This is a genomic window from Chroococcidiopsis sp. SAG 2025 (assembly GCF_032860985.1).
Classification (GTDB): Bacteria; Cyanobacteriota; Cyanobacteriia; order Cyanobacteriales; family Chroococcidiopsidaceae; genus Chroococcidiopsis.
Map to the genome: position 1 here is coordinate 2942510 of NZ_JAOCNC010000001.1, position 17696 is coordinate 2960205.

The following is a 17696-nucleotide window of genomic DNA, read 5'->3' on the forward strand; positions in this document are numbered from 1 at the left end:
GAGTTGCGTTTTACGTCAGTCTCGACAGGAGCAACGTAAGGTGAAAGATCAAGTACCAGCAGCGATGCCGCAGTGCTTTGAGAACTGGTGTCGTCGGTTTGATGATGTATTTTCGCGTCAGAAGCAGCGGCAGGAATTTCGTGTTTATCTAGGGGGACTGCTGGGTGAGAGTCAGCGCAAAAACCTGAGCCAACTGGTCACAAATACAGTAGATGGCTCCTACAACAGCCTCAGACATTTTCTCAACAATGCCCCTTGGGATGAAGTCAAGCTAAATAATCGGCGGTTGGAGGTGATGCACCAGTGTCGCCAGACGACCCCGAGTCAAGGTTTCACATTGATTGTAGATGATTCGGGACATCGCAAAAGTGGTGCGGCTACTGATGGGGTAGGACGGCAGTACATTGGGGAGATTGGCAAGACTGACAATGGTATTGTGCTGCTGACTACCTACTTGTATGATGGAGTGCGACGTCTGCCGTTAGATGTTGCACTCTATCAACACGCAAGTTTATTCGAGCAAGGCAAGGCAGACCCCAACTTCCAGAAAAAACCTGACCTGGCTCTAGACTTGGTTGACCAATGCTTGAAGCGCGGTTATCGACCGGGTGTGACTGTAATTGATGCAGGCTACGGTAATAACACGCCTTTTCTCAAGCAGTTGGAGTCGAGAAACCTAACTTACGTGGCAGCAATCGCCAAAAACCGCCAAGTTACTGCTCAAACATCAGGTGATGAGTCTGCTCGTAAGCAGGGATTAGAAGCTATTGCTCAAACCTTGGCAGTGGAGCAGTTCACACCTGTGCAACTCAATCTGGAGCAGCCCCGGACAGTTTGGGTGGCGCTGTTACCAGTTCACGTTCCGAAGCTCGAAGGCACTCGCTGGCTGGCGATTCAACTCAATGCCTCTAGTTTCGAGCAAGCGACGGAGGTGGATTACTTTCTCACCAATGCCTCTGACAACCAAGTCAGTGCGGCTTGGGTAGCTCAAACATATTCTGCTCGCAACTGGGTGGAGGTCTTCTATCGAGAAGCCAAGGGCTGGTTGGGTTTGAGTGAGTATCAAGTTCGGGATGCTCTGAGTATGAAGCGTCATTGGGTTTTAGTGTTCATCGCTTACACCTTCATCCTTTGGCATCAGTTGACCGGCGGATTCCGCAGACGTTGGGCAACCAAACCCTTACAAACCTTTGCCGAAGCATTGGAGGCATTCCGCACCGCAGTCGAGTTTCGTTTGGTCCGCTGGCTTAATGAGCATGTTGATGTATTTGCCTCTCACAGAGCTAAGTTCGGCTATATTTGGGCTTAGAAAGTTTTAAAGTCCCACTAGTTGAGTTTCAGGATTGTGGTAGAGAGTTGCCCATTCTTTATAAGTAATTGCAATACTCCACCCATCAAAGATCAAAGCATCTAAACTAACGTGAATCCGAGTTCGCCCATCGTCTAGTAAAGTTGCTTGAATATCAAATAAAGGATACTTATGGCTGGGAAGAATTTGATGCGACATCCGATCGCGCACGTCTTGTAACTGAGCGTTGACTGTTTCTACACTCTGTCCGCGTAAATCGAGCATTCGAAACTGATAGGGTGGAAGATTTTCTAGTACCTGTTGAGTTCCATCCGGCAGAACGATCGCTCGCATCATGTCATGACGATCTATTAATCGTTGCCAAGCTTGAGTCAAGCGTTCCAGATCGAAGTTGCCTTCCAATTCCACATAGCTGTGACTGGCAACCTGTCCCATTTCCACTTCACCACTGCGCCCAACCCAGTAAGCTTGTTGCAATCCAGTTAATGGAAAGGGTTGAAATCGTTCGTCAGGGGCAGCAGTAATCGTTGGTAGGTTAAATACTGCTCGCTGCGGTTGCCGCTCTTGTTTGACACCTACCTTTTTCTCGCGAATTAACTGAGCTAGCAAAGCTTTTCGTTCGGGTGAAAGAGATTGGAGTTTGTCAACGTGCGCTTGGGAATTTAACTTTTGGCTTATAATTTCAGTCATTGGCTTGATTTATACCAACAGAATAGATTTAGAAAAATTTATGCAGGGGTTTTAAGTGGCTAGTTGGCGATCGCTCTTTGAGAGGGCGATCGCCAGCTTTGTTATTTCAGCAGCGCCATCACTTCTCGATCAGACAATTGCGCCAAATACGCGATCGTGTCTTCCATGTCATCTAGATTGACTTGCATAGCTTGAGCTTGTTCGATCTGTCGAGCCATACCACCGACAGTCGGAAATTGAAATAAATTAATTAGCGGTAAGTCAACGCTAAACGTCGAGCGGATCGTCCCCATCAATGACACGGCGATCAAGGAGTTTCCTCCCAAACTGAAGAAGTTATCTCCCATACCAATTTCAGACACCTGAAGTAAGTTTTGCCAAATCGCCATTAGAGTTTGCTCAACCTGATTTTGAGGTGCTGTCTGCTCGATCGCCCTATCCAACTGCACCGTCGTCGGCACAGGCAGTGCCTTGCGATCGACCTTATTGTTTGGTGTGAGGGGAAAAGCCTCTAACACGACAAAGTTGGAGGGAACCATGTATTCGGGCAATCGAGCGAGTAAGTATTCTCGCAACTGTGAGTTAGCAGGCTGTTGTCCTGGCTGTGGTAATACGTAGGCAACTAGGCGCTTGTCACCCGGTACATCTTCGCGAACTACGATCGCTGCTTCTCGAACTGCCTCGTGGCGACTTAAAATTGTCTCAATTTCGCCTAGTTCGATGCGATAGCCCCGCACCTTGACTTGAAAGTCGATGCGACCGAGGAATTCTACGTTCCCATCCCTGCGGTAGCGTACCAAATCTCCCGTGCGGTAGAGACGGTCTGTCGGATTTTGACTGAACGGATGGGGAATAAACCGCTCTTGAGTTAACTCCGGTCGGTTCAGATAACCGCGAGTCACACCTGCTCCCCCGATGAGGAGTTCGCCTGCGACTCCTATGGGAACGGGCTGCCCGTTCTTATCTAAGATATACAGCTCGGTATTGGCGATCGGACGACCGACGGGAACGATGCCATTTACAGGAGTCAGCGTATGAGTTGCCGACCAAATGGCGGTTTCTGTGGACCATACATATTGTGAACTTGTCCCGCCACAATTTGCTGGAGTTGAAGCGCCAAGGCTTCGGTCAAAGCTTCGCCGCCAACCATCATCTGACGCAAGTGTTTCATGGCGGCGCGAGTAGCGGTATCGGCAATTAATAAACCTGCCATTGAGGCACTACGGTTCAGTTAAGGCTCAAAGTGTTGTAAATTAAGCATTGTTCCCAAGAATGGAAAGTGAGTGTAGTGCATCTGAAGGATTTCTCATTGTTGTCTCCTACGATACAAAGTAGTGATGTGTTCAAAGCGATAGAGGCAGCCATCCCATCCACGGAGATCGAGCAAGCGATCGCTAAAACTAAAGTTTGTGAACAACGTAAACGCTCGTTACCAGCACAATTGGTAATTTGTTTGGTAATTGCGATGAGTCTGTGGTCACGAGATTCGATGAGAGATGTGCTGAAAAACTTAATTGATGGGCTGAGCGAAGCATGGGTGAAAGTGGGGAAATACTGGCGAGTTTTTTGTAAATCAGCAATAACGCAAGCCCGACAACGATTAAGTCCAAGGGTGATGAGTCAATTGTTCCATCAACTGGTGCGACCAATGGCTAGCACCGATACCAAAGGAGCATTTCTCAATGGATTGCGAATTGTGGTAATTGATCGGACTTGCTTCGATCTGCCAGACAGCGATGAAAATGCGAGAGTTTTTGGTCGTCCGAGCAGCCGTCCTGGCACACAAGCCGCATTTCCCAAACTGCGATTAGTCATTTTGGTAGAAGCAGGAACACATTTAATCTTTGATGCATTGATGTGTCCATATCGAATAGGAGAACGAGTGCGGGCATTAAGATTATTACGCTCCGTGAGTTCAGGGATGTTGTTGATGTGGGACAGAGGGTTACATTCTTATGCAATGGTGCAAGCAACTGTCACAACTGGTAGCGATTATTTAGGAAGAATTCCCGCAAATGTCAAGTTTTTGTGCGAAGAACCACTGGCGGATGGTTCTTATCTGAGTTGGATTTATCCACCTGCTAAATTCCGCTCAAAAGCTTGCCAGCCCATACAAGTCCGAGTGATTGAATACACAATTGGTAATACCGACAACCCAGAGGAACAACTAAGATATCGCTTAATTACCAGCTTATTGGAATTGGAGAAATTTCCGGCTCAACTACTGGCGATTGAATATCATCAACGCTGGGAAGTAGAAAATACTATTGATGAACTCAAAGTACATTTATCAGGACGAAAAACTCATATTCGCTCTCAAAAACCGCGTGAAGTTGTGCAGGAAGTTTACGGGTGGTTGTTAGGACACTGGGCTGTGCGGTTATTGATGTTTCAAGCTGCAAAGAGCGCGGGTATCACTCCTTTGCGTCTGAGTTTCACTGGGACATTGCGAGTTATTCGTCGTGCTATCCCGAAATTTCAACGCTTGCAATCACAAGAACTCCCCTTTTTTTAAGTTGGTTAACTGTAGAGATTTTAGACACTCTGTTACCTGAACGAGTTTCTCGTACCAATCCCAGAGTTGTAAAAAAACCTGTATCCAAGTTTCGCTCAAAAAAGCCAAGACATCGAGCCACCCCCTCTCGAACCAATCCTCCTATTTTCTTTATCCTCAGCACAGCGTAGCCTTAAATGAACCGTATTGGCCATTGAGGGAGTGCATTGCAGGTGTGTCACTTGATGGCGCTCGATCAGTCCCGCCATAGAATTGTTCTGTGTTGGGGTTTCAGTCATAGGCAGATTGGACTGTACCTTCACGCGATCGAGTAGCGGTAGTTGGGACAAGACCAGATCGGTGTCGATGCCGTAGTCAATTAAACAGGCAATTTCATCCACGTCAATACCTTTGATGCGATCGACTATCTGCAAACAAGTTTCTACAGTCCCGAACAAACCACTGGTTTCAAAGTATCGTTCAAAGGAGAAATCCAGCACCTCATCCATATCTCGCTCGGATAAGTGGGATATAGCAAATTGTCCTTTATCGTTCGTGGTTTTCTGCTTGAAAGTGGGAAAAGCCCATGCAGCTTGCTTGATTAAATCGAGAGAAGTGGCGAGATATTGCCGCATCGGTTGACGCACAATTTCGCGGACGGCATCATCGCTCTGACCTACAAAGGTGTGGAGCATCAAGGTTACAGTCCCCTGACCGGAATGTCCGTTTTCTGCCCATGCTTGTCGGTAAAGGGCAATTTTTTCTGCTAATTCTTCTAGGCTCTGCCCCAATAAATGAGTCAGAATGTGAAAACCTTTAGCACCTGCCATGCGAAATGTGTCTGGATTGCCTGCGGCAGTAATCCAGACTGGAAGTTCGGTTTGAATCGGACGTGGTAGCGTTTGAACAGCTACGGCTTCACCTTTTCCATTCGGATAAGTTACAGATTCCCCACGCCAGAGCGATCGCACCTCCTCAATCTGCTGGAACATAATTTCCTTACGATTCTCAAAGGTTTCCGGGCGTAGGACAAAATCATTTGGTTGCCAGCCCGCGGCGAAGGAAATCCCCACCCGACCGCCTGACAAATTATCCACAATAGACCAATCTTCGGCAATTCGTACCGAGCTATGCAGTGGAGAAACACAGCTACCCGCCCGAATCTGGATCTGTTTCGTCGTTGCCGCGATCGCCGCACTGGTAACGGCAGGGTTGGGAAATAGCCCCCCGAAGGCATGGAAGTGCCGTTCTGGAGTCCAGACGGCTTTAAATCCGTTCGTATCGCCAAACTTAGCGCCTTCAGTTAATAGGCGATATTTAGCGGCAGCATCTCCACCATTCTCATCACTAGAGAAATAAAACAAACTGAAGTCGATCGCCTTGTTTGTATTTTGGAGCGATAACGGCTTAGCAGCGGTACGCTCTTTCTTGGCATTGTAGATGACGACCTTAAACCCCCGTGCCAGCGTCCAAAACAGCTCTAACACGGAAATATCAAACGACAAACTCGTGACCGCTAACCAGACTCCAGGGGGGTGATGTTCGATAACTCCATCCATCCCCGTAAAGAAATTGACTGCGTTACGGTGTTCTACCATCACACCCTTGGGCTTACCAGTAGAGCCAGATGTATAGATAACGTAGCTCAGGTTTTCCGGCTTGACTCCACTATTAGGATTGGCGATCGCCTCTGGCTCGATCTCATCCCACATCGTATCGATGGGGATAACACTGACACCAGGCTCGACAACTAAATTGCTCATTAACTTTTGCTGGGTGACGATAACCGCAGCTTGAGAGTCTTTCAGCATGAAGCCAATTCGGTCTGGGGGAAAATCTGGATCGAGAGGAACGTAAGCACCCCCTGCTTTGTGAATTCCTAGCAACGCTACCATCATTAAGAGCGATCACTCTACGTGCAATCCTACTAAAACGTCGGGACCTACGCCTTGTCTTTGTAAATAACGAGCTAGTCGATTGGCTTTGGCATTCAACTCTCCGTAGGTTAACTGTTGCTCCTCAAAAGCAACGGCGATCGCGTCGGGGTTGAGGGTGACTTGCTGCTCGAACAACTGATGGATGCAGCAATCTCTAGAGTATGGTTTTACTGTTTGGTTCCACTCCACCACAATTTGGTGTAGTTCTGTAGCGGAGAGTAACGGGAGTTGGTGCAGTAATTGTTCGGGATGTTCGACACAGGCATCGATCAGACTCCGAAGTTGCTGGGAGATCGCCGCACTATTTACTTCATCGATCGCTCCAGCGTGAATCAATTCCGGCAAGCTGCCATCTTCATAGGCAACCAGGGCAATTGTTGCTCCTAAATCAGCCCATTCCAGTCGATTGGGATTCTCCACTAGAACAACTGTTACTTGGAGGGCATCTTGGGAAAGCTGCTGTAATTCTGAATGGCGGGCAAAGATATCTAAGGTGTAACTACCTAAACGAGACGCACGATCTAATTCTGCTTCAAAGCGTTTCTGAAAATCGGTAAAGGAATCCTCAGCAACAGACTGAACGCGAATCGGAACTTGTTGAGCAAAAATTTCTGGAGCAATACTGCGCTGTGCTGCGGTTTGCAGCCCCAAGTCAAACTCTGACTCTGTTGCCAATCGCGTGCAATAAGCTGCGAACATGGTTAGTAGCGATCGCGGTTCTACCCGTTTGGCTGGCAGCAAAATCGGGTATCGGCGCAAACGATCGGACGACGTATTCAGCGCTCCAACCTGTAAATAGGGATGTTGAAACGGAGTCAGTTGTGCCAGTTGCTTGACCCACGACCGTTCGTGACGAGCGATCGCCGCATTACGCTGACCGACCGCATCTCTCAGTTCGGCATTGAGTCCGGGCAAAATAACGCCAACACGCACGCCGTAAGATTGCTGCAAGTTTTCTAACGTGAGGGGTTTTCCCTCAAGCGATGTCAGACGGCTCAGCCGTACTGCACCTTCCCTAGTGGCAATGCAAATTCCATCTGTATCGAGTTCTAACACCTGCCCCACACTTGTGTGGGAGGTTACTACTGCATCAGCAGTTCCCACAGCAACGACTCCATCTGGTAAACAGAGTTTGGGTAAGCCTAGTGGATTGCGGATTGGACCAAAATCTAATGCTCGCACTAAATTACAAAGCTCTTTACTGCTCGTGTCAAACGACAAAATGCAAGCTGCTGCTGGGCGATCGCTGGAACCAAAATAACTCTGTTGCGATCGATCCTGTGGCAATGGCTTTAACCGATTGGTTGCCAGTTCCTCGGTTAATTTGTCAAAGGTAGCGATCGCCACATCCAAGCAGCGAGCATTTAGATCGAATGCTGTATCAGTGGGTTCAATAGGCACTGTTTGCTGTTTGAGAATGCGTCCAGCATCAATGTCAGAGATAACTTCATGCCAGGTGATACCGTGTTGCTGTTCGCCATGAAGCAACGCCCAAGATGTTGCATATAACCCCGCATACTTTGGTAAAAGTGAATCGTGAAAGTTGATTGTTGCCTTTCGTGCCTGGGCAATGACTTTTGGCGGTACGATCCACCAGATGTTGTTAATACTGAAAAGGTAGTCGTACTCAGTACTAAGTAGCCGATCTTCAAAGGTAGGTAAGGAAGGAGCATGAGGAATGCCAAGTTCCTCTGCAAACTTAACTAGCGAGTTATCTGCTGAATAAACTCCAAGGACTTTATGTTCTGTTTTTAATAAAATTTCTAAGCACTTTACTGCAAGGACACCATTACCTACCACAAAACAAGAGAAACTAGACATAATTATTTCCTAATATACGCGATCGACTGAATCATTTAATTCACCCTACTCATTGGGTTATTACTCAGACACATTGCTCAAGCACACATCCCGTTATATTAAAAGTAACGAGCAACATTTGGTAAACAATTTCACCAGGTTTTGAAAATAGTTATTTTGTTGAGAATTCGTTCGAAGACAAATCAAGTATTTATCCATACTTTACACTTTGAGAACATAAAATAGCTCAGTAAAAATCCTGGCAGAAGATTTACTCAGTAAAAGTAGTAACAACAACTAACACGAACCGATCGTAATAAAATCGGTGATTTTACAGAAAATTTTTACTGACATCCAATAAATAAATGAATAGTTTGGTATGACTTGACTCTCTACAAATTGATGAGTCAGAATCTTTAAAGTAGAAACTACAATCAATAGATAACCTATAAGAAGTTAATATGTTATAAAGATAAAACAAAGGTTCCGAGAACTCGCATCAAGATTTGATGAAATGCTTTTGTCTTTGTACCAGCTCGGGCTAGTTGCTTAGTATCATTTGCTTGCAAGATACTAGATATTTAATAAACAATCGCGACTTCAATCGCTTGTCGATCGGGCATTTATACTTAAGAAATACCTGCTATCTGCAACTTTAGTAAAGTTATCCCGATACTAGCGCTCGAGTTTTAAGCGATTGTTGCTTTACATTAAACATGAGGTTTTTAATCAAAAAAAATATGTTCTACAAATTCTTTACCCTCAAGCAGAACAGGCGGAGGATTCTGCAATTAACTGGAATGGCAATTGGAGCAGCAATATTTCCTCCAACTTTTCATGCTGTCAAAACATCATTAATAGCTACTAAAGCCAAGTATGCAGATGCAAAGAAAATTACACCATTATTGCCATCAACTGAAATTGGTAAAGTTGTCCTCGTATATAGCGAACATAGAGTAAACGGAACACGCCGCGCTCTCGATCTGTTGCAACCAGATGGTATAAAAGGAAAGCGCATTTTCCTAAAACCCAACTATAACACCGCAGATCCCGCTCCAGCCGCGACAGATACCAAAATGCTAGAAGCTCTGGTGCAGGAATTACAAAATGCTGGAGCAGGACAAATTAGCATCGGCGATCGCTCTGGTATGGCTCAGACGCAGCAGGCGATGGAAGCTAAAGGAGTGTTTAAATTGGCAGATCGCTACGGACTTAATGCAATTGTCTTAGACGAGTTGAGTGTTAAAGATTGGCAGTATTTCTCTGCTGAGGGAACTCACTGGCAACAAGGTTTTGCCTTTGCTCGTCCGATTCTAGATGCAGAAGCAGTTGTAAATATGTGTTGCCTAAAAACTCACGGTGGCGCTCGCTATACTCTTTCACTTAAAAATACTGTGGGTATGGTAGCAAAGTACGTTCCTGGCGATCGCTTCAACTATATGAACGATTTGCATACATCAAAATATATGCAGTTGATGATTGCAGAAATAAACTCTGTTTACCAACCCAGTCTTGTCTTAATGGATGGGGTTGAAGCCTTTGTCAAAGGGGGACCTGAAGCTGGCGATAAAGTCGCCGCAAATGTGATTTTGGCTGGCATAGATCGGGTTGCAGTTGATGTCGTTGCTTTAGGAATATTGCGATCGCTCGGGACAACGCCAGAAGTAGCTCAAGGCTCAATTTGGAATTTAGAACAAATTCGTAGAGCTATAGAATTAGGCTTAGGAGCCGCTAATTCAGAGCAGATTGAATTAATTACAGCCGACACAGCTAGTCAAAAAATTGCTGATAGAATTCGTCCATATATTATGACTTAAAAATATCCAAATTTCAGCGTAGAGCAGGCAACGCTCACTCCACGGCAACAGTTTAAATTAGGTAAAACAATGGCAACATTCATTACAGAGCGTAAGATTTTTCAAAGTTTAGTTGAACTGTCAACAGAACAACGTCAGTTATTTGAACTACTGCTAAAAAAACAAGGTGAAGATTTGACTCAGTTTGCCATCCCAAAACGAATGGCATCAGAGCTAATTCCACTGTCCTATTCTCAAGAAAGAATTTGGACTATTGCCCAGCTAACTCCAGATACATTTGTTGATAATGTACCTGGAGCTTTTCATATTTCTGGAAATCTTAACTTACAAGTTTTTGAAAAAAGCGTACATCTTCTGATCGAGCGCAATGAGATTTTACGAACTACGTGTACGGTGCTCGATCGCCAACCAGTTCAAACTGTGATGACTACTTTCAAACCTTGGATGGAGACAATCGATCTCAGTCATGTTTCTCAAGAAGAAAGGTTAGAACGTGCTACAAGTCAGGCGGAAGCAATCGCACGACAACCATTTAATTTATCACAAGATGTACTTTTTCGAGCTATAGTATTTTGCCTTGGAGAACAAGAGTTTTTGGTATTGTTGGTGACGCACCAGTTTGCTACCGATGGATTGTCCTTCAGATTCTTACTACAAGAGTTAGCGGCTTTATACAAAGCAATTTTAGTTGGCGATCGCTCGTCTCTTTTAGAGCCATCTATACAATATGCTGACTTCGCAGTTTGGCAACGGCAATGGTTTTCTGATGCAATATTTGAACCTCAACTTGCTTACTGGAAACAGCAACTTAACGGCGCACTGACACAGTTAAAATTACCTATTTATCAAAGCCGTCAATTTGCCACCCTTGAGGCGGGATGTGAAAAATTTGAATTTTCCTCAACTTTATCCGATAAATTAAGAGAGTTATGCCGCCAGCAAGGTGTTACATCTTTCATGGCATTTGTGGCTCTGTTTCAGCTGATCCTACATCGCTGTGCGTTAGAAAATGACATTAGCATCGGCACGCTGATGTCAAGTCGTAGTCGTAGGGAGGTAGAGAAACTTGTAGGTAACTTCTCAAACAATCTGCTGCTGCGGACAAATTTTTCCGGCGATTTGAGTTTTAGTGACGTATTAGCAAAAATTCGAGAAACGACGCTGGATGCCTATCTTTATCAAGATTTGCCCTTTCAACGCTTATCTGCATCTCTAGCAAGTATTCCTCAATTTCAAATCTTGCTGCTGCTAAGAGATAGTACTACGGCTCAAAATCTCGATCTACCCGATCTTCAGGTACGAGATTTCCCAGTAGAACTAGGTTTGACTCGAATGGAGCTGAGCTTAGATATCACAGATAGTGGCAAGGATTCTATTTTTGGAAAGCTGGAGTACAAATCAGCATTATTTCAAACGTCTACCATCAAACAAATTATTCAAAATCTGCAAGCGCTGCTAGAAAACGTGACTGAAAATCAAGCTCTGAAAATTGCCGATATCGTACTTCCTGAAACAATCGATTGTTCTCAATTTAATGAAAACTTAAAAGACAAATTAGCTACAACACAAAACTCCAGCAGACAAATTGTAGCTGCCACCACAGAAATAGAAAAGAAACTGATCGCAGTATGGTCGGAAATTCTGAATCATCCGCAGATTGGCATTCATGATAACTTTTTTGAGTTAGGCGGTCATTCTCTCTTAGCCGTGAAATTATTTGCTGAAATGGAAAAGCGATTTGGGAAAAACTTACCGCTATCCGTTCTATTTCAAGCACCAACTATTTGCCAACTAGCTGATGTTGTCCAGCGTACTGAAGAAACTGTTTCTTGGTCTCCTCTAGTTACTATTGAAGCTGGCGACTTTAAGAAACTACCGCTTTTTTGCGTACATGGTGCTGGTTTCAACGTGTTGATTTATCGTGATGTCGCACGAAATTTAGGAGCCGACCAACCTGTATATGGACTGCAAGCGAGGGGTTTAGATGGAAATCGACCCGTACACTTGAGTTTTGAGAGTATTGCTGCTGACTACATTCGTGAAATTCAAACCGTTCAACCTGAAGGACCCTATATGCTAGGAGGGTTGTCCAATGGTGGTAATATTGCGCTTGAAATGGCGCAACAGCTGCGCCAACAGGGACAAGAAGTAATTTTGCTAGCTTTGTTTGACACTTATGGTCCAGATGCAATTAGATTACTTCCTCCTTTACCGCGATTCCTATCTTCTGTTGATTATCTCCGGCAGCATATGCTGCCTGCTTACTTGCTGAAAACGCGATCGCAACCTCAAATTTTATTGAGCGAGCTTCAGACAGTTTTAGGGGCAGTTGGAAAAGTTCTGCTTCAATCTAAAGCTAGAGCAGAGACATTAGACCGAGAAAAGAAGCTTGCCTTTTTCTCAGAAGTCCATATGCAGAAATCAGATCCTATTTTTTCAGCTCCAGGACATTTTTCAGCCCCTAGCTTTTTGGAACAGAAGTTAGCTCAAATCAGTAAGTATATTCTACAGCGTTCTTCCTGGGCATTCCTTACGCCATCAACTCAGCTTGAGGAAATGGATGATGTTATATCAACAAATCTGAGAAGTTTAGAGGAGATTTATAGCAAAGTCCAAAAGACTTACAATGCCCAGCCATATCCAGGAAAAATTACTGTCTTTAAAGCTGGAGAAACTCCCCCAGGGCATCAAGTAGATGCCAAATTAGGGTGGAGTCGTATTGCTCAAGCTGGAGTTGAGGTGTTCGAGATCCCAGGCAATCATACTTCTATTATGGCATCTCCACTTTTGGCAGAAAAATTGAGATTGTGTATTGAGAAGGCTGTTGGCAACTGAGATTTAATTTTTTATTCTTTGTCAACGTCATAAAGATTTAATTGAGGCGATCGCGTTCGTAGGTAATGCGATCGCTTCTCTATCTTTAGGTGTAGAAATAGAGGATGCACAGAATTAGCATTTAGCTGCTTAAATTTAGACATTTTTTCCATCTCATAAAAATAATCTAAAGCTTGATTTGTATGCCCCCCTATAGGATTGAAATTTTTATACAAAATCGTTTTGATTAAAAGGCTGATTAAGATTATGTCTGCTGAATAAAGCATAAAGCTATGCCAATCGTTCCATTAATGCAAGCTCTTTCTTCTGGTTGGCTGTATCATCCAATACAGCCATATTTAGCGCTGCATATCCCAGATGGCTTTTTAAACCTACCCGTAATTGCTGTTACCTGGATACTGGCGATCGCCCTGATCGCTATATCTCTAAATCGCGTGCAGGCAGAATACCAGGAAAAGGCAGTGCCTCTGATGGGCGTTTGCGCTGCATTTATCTTCGCCGCACAGATGATCAACTTTCCCATTCCAGGTGGTACATCCGGTCATTTGCTGGGAGGTACTCTAGCAGGAGCGCTTTTAGGTCCTTGGGCGGGAACGCTAGTGATGACAGTCGTATTCATCGTCCAAGCAGTGGTGTTTCAAGATGGAGGCTTGACGGTATTGGGAGCCAACATCTTCAATATGGGTCTGATCGGTACGTTTGCCGGTTACTATCTTTACAAAGCAATTCGCTTTGCCATTGGTAAAAACAAATTATCAGGGATGGCTGTAGGAGCAGCAGTCGCGGCTTGGGCAAGTGTCATGATTGCCGCGATTATTTGCGCGATTCAACTTGCTGTCTCTGGAACCGTTCCTTTGGCAGTTGCAATCGGAGCTATGGCAACATGGCACGTCCTCATTGGGATTGGTGAAGCAGCAATTACAGTTGTAGCACTTGTCTTCATCTGGCGAACTCGCCCCGATATGTTTTACGATCCGCCCCGTCGGGCTGTATCGCCAAGAAACAGAATAGGAGTTGGGGGTTAGAGAAAGAAGTCAAAAGTCGAAAGTCAAAAGTCAAAAGTAGCCATTTACCTTTTATCTCTTTCGATTCTGAAAAGCTTTGGAATTTATTTTAGAGAACCCATTGTATGAGTAATAATTTGACGCGATCGCGTAACCGTGCTTTTGCGATCGCTGGATTGGGAATTGCCCTCATCGTTGCCGTTTTCCTCTCTCCCTTTGCCAGCCAAGATCCCGACGGCTTAGACAGAGTTTCCCAAGACCTTAAATTTGAAGACAAAGCCGCAGAGGATGCCCCAGCTAGCAAGTTACCTTTTTACTCCATTTTTGATGAATATGCCCTGCGAGGAGTTCCTGAAGGAATAGCAACCCCCATAGCTGGTTTAGTCGGTACGCTAGCTACTTTCGGCTTAGCCTGGGGAATCGGGAAAATAGTTGTCCGTGGTGAGTCTAGCTCCTCCGAGGAAGGCGAGCGGTAAGCAGTTATCAGGCAGCAGGGAGCAGGGAGCTGTTATCAGTAACCAGTGACCAATGACCAATGACCAATGACTAATAACCAATGACCAATGACGCTATTACATATTGGGGCATTTCAGCTAGATATTGATAGCCACAAAAATACTGTTTGGCACGCCCTTGCACCACGCACTCGCATTTTGTGTGTTTTACTGATGGTTTTTGCCATTGTCTTGACTCCCAACGGACGCTGGTGGACGTGGGGAATTTACGGCATAGCCGTTATTAGCTTATTATTCCTCACTCGCATTACTTTACCCGTACTGCTCAAACGCATAGCCGTGGAATTGTCCTTTGTAAGTGTAGTTTTACTCGGGACTTTGTTTCGGGATGGAGGCGAAGTTATTTGGACATGGGGATTTTTACGAATCACCACTACAGGATTAACTGTATTGGGTAGCGTCACGCTGAAGGCATTGCTATCGCTCATGATGTTAAATTTACTGACTTTAACGACATCAGTGCCAGCTTTATTAAATGGTTTATTAGAGTTGCGTACTCCACCTTTACTCGTCGCAACTATTGCTTCTATGTATCGCTATTTGGGTGTAATGATAGGTGAATTCAACGCGATGCGACGAGCAGCAGCCTGTCGTAACTTAATGACTAATAGATACTGGCAGCGATTAGTTATTGGAAATACGATTGGTTCTCTATTCATTCGTACTTACGATCGCGGCGAACGAATTCATCATGCTATGTTATCGCGCGGTTATCGGGGAGCATTTCCAGTTGAAAAAATCCCCTCAGCAGGAAGACGCGACATTGTCGCTTTAGCGCTAACTTTAATTGTGATGCTAGCAGGACAAAGCATTTATTTATTTAGAAAGTAGAGACGTTACATGTAACGTCTGTACAAAGTTGTGCTATAAATTTTGAATTTTGAATTTTGAATTGCTCCGTCGACTTCGCGACTCTCTCTTCTCGGCTCTAGTTAAAATGCATCACAACCCGATCCTTGTGGAAAATCTCAGTTATGCCTACCCTGATGGTACGCAGGCACTCAGGAAAGTGAATTTGGCGATCGCCTCTGGCGAACGAGTTGCCTTAATTGGGGCGAATGGTTCGGGAAAATCGACATTACAGTTACACTTAAACGGAATTATTCTGCCTCAAGAAGGGAGGGTGATGGTAGGAGAGTGGGTTGTGCAGCCTGAAAATTTACAATTAATTCGGAATTTTGTCGGGCTAGTATTTCAAAATCCTGACGATCAAATATTTATGCCCACAGTTTGGGAAGATATAGCTTTTGGTCCGATGAATTTGGGTTTGCGGGGAGAAGAATTGCATAAACGAGTTTTGCAAGCGATGGCACATGTAAACATCGATCCAGAATGGTACGGACATCGCAGTACGGAGAACCTCTCAGGAGGAGAGAAAAAAAGAATTGCGATCGCGGGTGTTTTGGCTATGCAACCCCAGATTTTAGTGCTAGACGAACCCTCAGCTCAACTCGATCCTCGTTCTCGCCGCCGATCGATCGAATTGCTCAAATCTCTTCCGATTACTCAACTCGTTGCCACCCACGACTTAGACTTAGCTTTAGATTTGTGCGATCGCACCGTGGTTTTGAGTCAGGGTCAAGTGGTTTACGACGGTACGACCGAACGAGTCATGGGTGATGCCAAATTCTTACTAGAACACGCCCTCGAACCACCACTTAGCTACAGTCGTCCCTACTGTAATTTGGAAGATGCTCCTTTGAGGAGTTGGGGGTTAGTGGGACTTTAAAACTTTCTAAGCCCAAATATAGCCGAACTTAGCTCTGTGAGAGGCAAATACATCAACATGCTCATTAAGCCAGCGGACCAAACGAAACTCGACTGCGGTGCGGAATGCCTCCAATGCTTCGGCAAAGGTTTGTAAGGGTTTGGTTGCCCAACGTCTGCGGAATCCGCCGGTCAACTGATGCCAAAGGATGAAGGTGTAAGCGATGAACACTAAAACCCAATGACGCTTCATACTCAGAGCATCCCGAACTTGATACTCACTCAAACCCAACCAGCCCTTGGCTTCTCGATAGAAGACCTCCACCCAGTTGCGAGCAGAATATGTTTGAGCTACCCAAGCCGCACTGACTTGGTTGTCAGAGGCATTGGTGAGAAAGTAATCCACCTCCGTCGCTTGCTCGAAACTAGAGGCATTGAGTTGAATCGCCAGCCAGCGAGTGCCTTCGAGCTTCGGAACGTGAACTGGTAACAGCGCCACCCAAACTGTCCGGGGCTGCTCCAGATTGAGTTGCACAGGTGTGAACTGCTCCACTGCCAAGGTTTGAGCAATAGCTTCTAATCCCTGCTTACGAGCAGACTCATCACCTGATGTTTGAGCAGTAACTTGGCGGTTTTTGGCGATTGCTGCCACGTAAGTTAGGTTTCTCGACTCCAACTGCTTGAGAAAAGGCGTGTTATTACCGTAGCCTGCATCAATTACAGTCACACCCGGTCGATAACCGCGCTTCAAGCATTGGTCAACCAAGTCTAGAGCCAGGTCAGGTTTTTTCTGGAAGTTGGGGTCTGCCTTGCCTTGCTCGAATAAACTTGCGTGTTGATAGAGTGCAACATCTAACGGCAGACGTCGCACTCCATCATACAAGTAGGTAGTCAGCAGCACAATACCATTGTCAGTCTTGCCAATCTCCCCAATGTACTGCCGTCCTACCCCATCAGTAGCCGCACCACTTTTGCGATGTCCCGAATCATCTACAATCAATGTGAAACCTTGACTCGGGGTCGTCTGGCGACACTGGTGCATCACCTCCAACCGCCGATTATTTAGCTTGACTTCATCCCAAGGGGCATTGTTGAGAAAATGTCTGAGGCTGTTGTAGGAGCCATCTACTGTATTTGTGACCAGTTGGCTCAGGTTTTTGCGCTGACTCTCACCCAGCAGTCCCCCTAGATAAACACGAAATTCCTGCCGCTGCTTCTGACGCGAAAATACATCATCAAACCGACGACACCAGTTCTCAAAGCACTGCGGCATCGCTGCTGGTACTTGATCTTTCACCTTACGTTGCTCCTGTCGAGACTGACGTAAAACGCAACTCCTACCCGCATTCTAGCTCAATTTGCTCCATCTTTCTTACAAAGTCCCATTAGGGAAATCTTGAGGAGAAAAGTCACAAGTCACAATTAAAATTAAACCCTACACCCTGCTCCCTACTCCCTTTCTTCACCGATAACTGACTTTCCTTACTCTACAAAAAGTCAGCATACCTCTATCTTAAGCATCAAAATTTTTCACTAATTTATTGACAGTAATTTTCTCTAAAACTATACTAGAGGATCTGAAAATTAT

The 17696-nt window shown here is 45.2% G+C and carries 14 protein-coding genes and 2 pseudogenes; 8 read left to right on the top strand and 8 right to left on the bottom strand.

The window, feature by feature from the left end; all coding sequences use genetic code 11:
* Positions 1 to 40 precede the first annotated feature (40 nt).
* Positions 41 to 1309 carry an IS701 family transposase gene (locus N4J56_RS14170; RefSeq protein WP_317104593.1) on the top strand — a complete coding sequence of 423 codons (1269 nt, stop codon included), beginning with the start codon at positions 41 to 43 and terminating at the stop codon, positions 1307 to 1309.
* Positions 1310 to 1315: 6 nt separating this feature from the next.
* Here N4J56_RS14170 and N4J56_RS14175 read toward each other — a convergent pair whose 3' ends face one another.
* From N4J56_RS14175 to N4J56_RS14185, 4 genes and pseudogenes are all read right to left on the bottom strand, one after another.
* Positions 1316 to 1999 carry a condensation domain-containing protein gene (locus N4J56_RS14175; RefSeq protein ID WP_317107033.1) on the bottom strand — a complete coding sequence of 228 codons (684 nt, stop codon included), beginning with the start codon at positions 1997 to 1999 and terminating at the stop codon, positions 1316 to 1318.
* Positions 2000 to 2100: 101 nt separating this feature from the next.
* A complete protein-coding gene (locus N4J56_RS14180; protein WP_410500329.1) occupies positions 2101 to 2901 on the bottom strand; it encodes a non-ribosomal peptide synthetase in 801 nt (266 codons plus the stop codon).
* A 42-nt stretch (positions 2902 to 2943) separates the two neighbouring features.
* Positions 2944 to 3051: pseudogene (locus tag N4J56_RS41000) on the bottom strand (hypothetical protein); the annotation flags it as partial.
* Complete coding sequence (locus N4J56_RS14185) at positions 3027 to 3212, bottom strand: hypothetical protein (protein WP_317107034.1); 186 nt, start codon at positions 3210 to 3212, stop codon at positions 3027 to 3029. The gene N4J56_RS14185 and the pseudogene N4J56_RS41000, both read right to left, overlap by 25 nt.
* Before the next feature lie 165 nt (positions 3213 to 3377).
* On the opposite strand from N4J56_RS14185, the gene N4J56_RS14190 reads away from it, so the two are divergent.
* Positions 3378 to 4514 (top strand): IS4 family transposase, encoded by a 1137-nt coding sequence (locus tag N4J56_RS14190; protein ID WP_410500401.1) that lies wholly within the window; start codon positions 3378 to 3380, stop codon positions 4512 to 4514.
* Between the two features lie 95 nt (positions 4515 to 4609).
* On the opposite strand, the gene N4J56_RS14195 is transcribed toward N4J56_RS14190, so the two are convergent.
* Together N4J56_RS14195 and N4J56_RS14200 are read right to left on the bottom strand one after the other, a co-directional pair.
* Positions 4610 to 5857, bottom strand: a complete 1248-nt coding sequence (locus N4J56_RS14195; RefSeq protein WP_317110637.1) for an LLM class flavin-dependent oxidoreductase — start codon at positions 5855 to 5857, stop codon at positions 4610 to 4612.
* A gap of 63 nt (positions 5858 to 5920) precedes the next feature.
* Positions 5921 to 8251: pseudogene (locus N4J56_RS14200) on the bottom strand (AMP-binding protein); the annotation flags it as partial.
* 719 nt (positions 8252 to 8970) lie between these two features.
* Between N4J56_RS14200 and N4J56_RS14205 the strand changes: the two are divergent.
* Together N4J56_RS14205 and N4J56_RS14210 are read left to right on the top strand one after the other, a co-directional pair.
* A complete protein-coding gene (locus N4J56_RS14205) occupies positions 8971 to 10047 on the top strand; it encodes a DUF362 domain-containing protein (protein WP_317107035.1) in 1077 nt (358 codons plus the stop codon).
* 69 nt (positions 10048 to 10116) lie between these two features.
* The gene (locus tag N4J56_RS14210; RefSeq protein WP_317107036.1) at positions 10117 to 12882 is read left to right on the top strand and encodes a condensation domain-containing protein; all 2766 of its coding nucleotides are present in this window, start codon (positions 10117 to 10119) and stop codon (positions 12880 to 12882) included.
* Between the two features lie 11 nt (positions 12883 to 12893).
* Here the strand turns inward: N4J56_RS14210 and N4J56_RS14215 are convergent, their stop codons facing one another.
* Complete coding sequence (locus tag N4J56_RS14215) at positions 12894 to 13025, bottom strand: hypothetical protein (RefSeq protein WP_317107037.1); 132 nt, start codon at positions 13023 to 13025, stop codon at positions 12894 to 12896.
* 129 nt (positions 13026 to 13154) lie between these two features.
* Between N4J56_RS14215 and cbiM the strand changes: the two genes are divergently transcribed.
* The 4 genes from cbiM to N4J56_RS14235 all read left to right on the top strand — a co-directional run bounded on the left by cbiM (position 13155) and on the right by N4J56_RS14235 (position 16130).
* A complete protein-coding gene (cbiM, locus tag N4J56_RS14220) occupies positions 13155 to 13907 on the top strand; it encodes a cobalt transporter CbiM (RefSeq protein WP_317107038.1) in 753 nt (250 codons plus the stop codon).
* Between the two features lie 104 nt (positions 13908 to 14011).
* Positions 14012 to 14362 carry a PDGLE domain-containing protein gene (locus N4J56_RS14225; RefSeq protein ID WP_317107039.1) on the top strand — a complete coding sequence of 117 codons (351 nt, stop codon included), beginning with the start codon at positions 14012 to 14014 and terminating at the stop codon, positions 14360 to 14362.
* An 87-nt stretch (positions 14363 to 14449) separates the two neighbouring features.
* The gene (gene cbiQ, locus N4J56_RS14230; RefSeq protein ID WP_317107040.1) at positions 14450 to 15232 is read left to right on the top strand and encodes a cobalt ECF transporter T component CbiQ; all 783 of its coding nucleotides are present in this window, start codon (positions 14450 to 14452) and stop codon (positions 15230 to 15232) included.
* Positions 15233 to 15338: 106 nt separating this feature from the next.
* A complete protein-coding gene (locus N4J56_RS14235) occupies positions 15339 to 16130 on the top strand; it encodes an energy-coupling factor ABC transporter ATP-binding protein (protein ID WP_410500330.1) in 792 nt (263 codons plus the stop codon).
* A gap of 6 nt (positions 16131 to 16136) precedes the next feature.
* Here the strand turns inward: N4J56_RS14235 and N4J56_RS14240 are convergent, their stop codons facing one another.
* Positions 16137 to 17405, bottom strand: a complete 1269-nt coding sequence (locus tag N4J56_RS14240; RefSeq protein WP_317104593.1) for an IS701 family transposase — start codon at positions 17403 to 17405, stop codon at positions 16137 to 16139.
* Between the last annotated feature and the right edge of the window lie 291 nt (positions 17406 to 17696).

What these genes read in the sequence shown, in the direction of transcription:
- N4J56_RS14185 (WP_317107034.1), bottom strand. Translation starts at nt 3,212, where the DNA reads ATGGCAGGTTTATTAATTGCCGATACCGCTACTCGCGCCGCCATGAAA.
- N4J56_RS14225 (WP_317107039.1), top strand. Translation starts at nt 14,012, where the DNA reads ATGAGTAATAATTTGACGCGATCGCGTAACCGTGCTTTTGCGATCGCT.
- N4J56_RS14175 (WP_317107033.1), bottom strand. Translation starts at nt 1,999, where the DNA reads ATGACTGAAATTATAAGCCAAAAGTTAAATTCCCAAGCGCACGTTGAC.
- cbiM (WP_317107038.1), top strand. Translation starts at nt 13,155, where the DNA reads ATGCCAATCGTTCCATTAATGCAAGCTCTTTCTTCTGGTTGGCTGTAT.
- N4J56_RS14210 (WP_317107036.1), top strand. Translation starts at nt 10,117, where the DNA reads ATGGCAACATTCATTACAGAGCGTAAGATTTTTCAAAGTTTAGTTGAA.
- cbiQ (WP_317107040.1), top strand. Translation starts at nt 14,450, where the DNA reads ATGACGCTATTACATATTGGGGCATTTCAGCTAGATATTGATAGCCAC.
- N4J56_RS14235 (WP_410500330.1), top strand. Translation starts at nt 15,339, where the DNA reads ATGCATCACAACCCGATCCTTGTGGAAAATCTCAGTTATGCCTACCCT.
- N4J56_RS14215 (WP_317107037.1), bottom strand. Translation starts at nt 13,025, where the DNA reads ATGTCTAAATTTAAGCAGCTAAATGCTAATTCTGTGCATCCTCTATTT.
- N4J56_RS14205 (WP_317107035.1), top strand. Translation starts at nt 8,971, where the DNA reads ATGTTCTACAAATTCTTTACCCTCAAGCAGAACAGGCGGAGGATTCTG.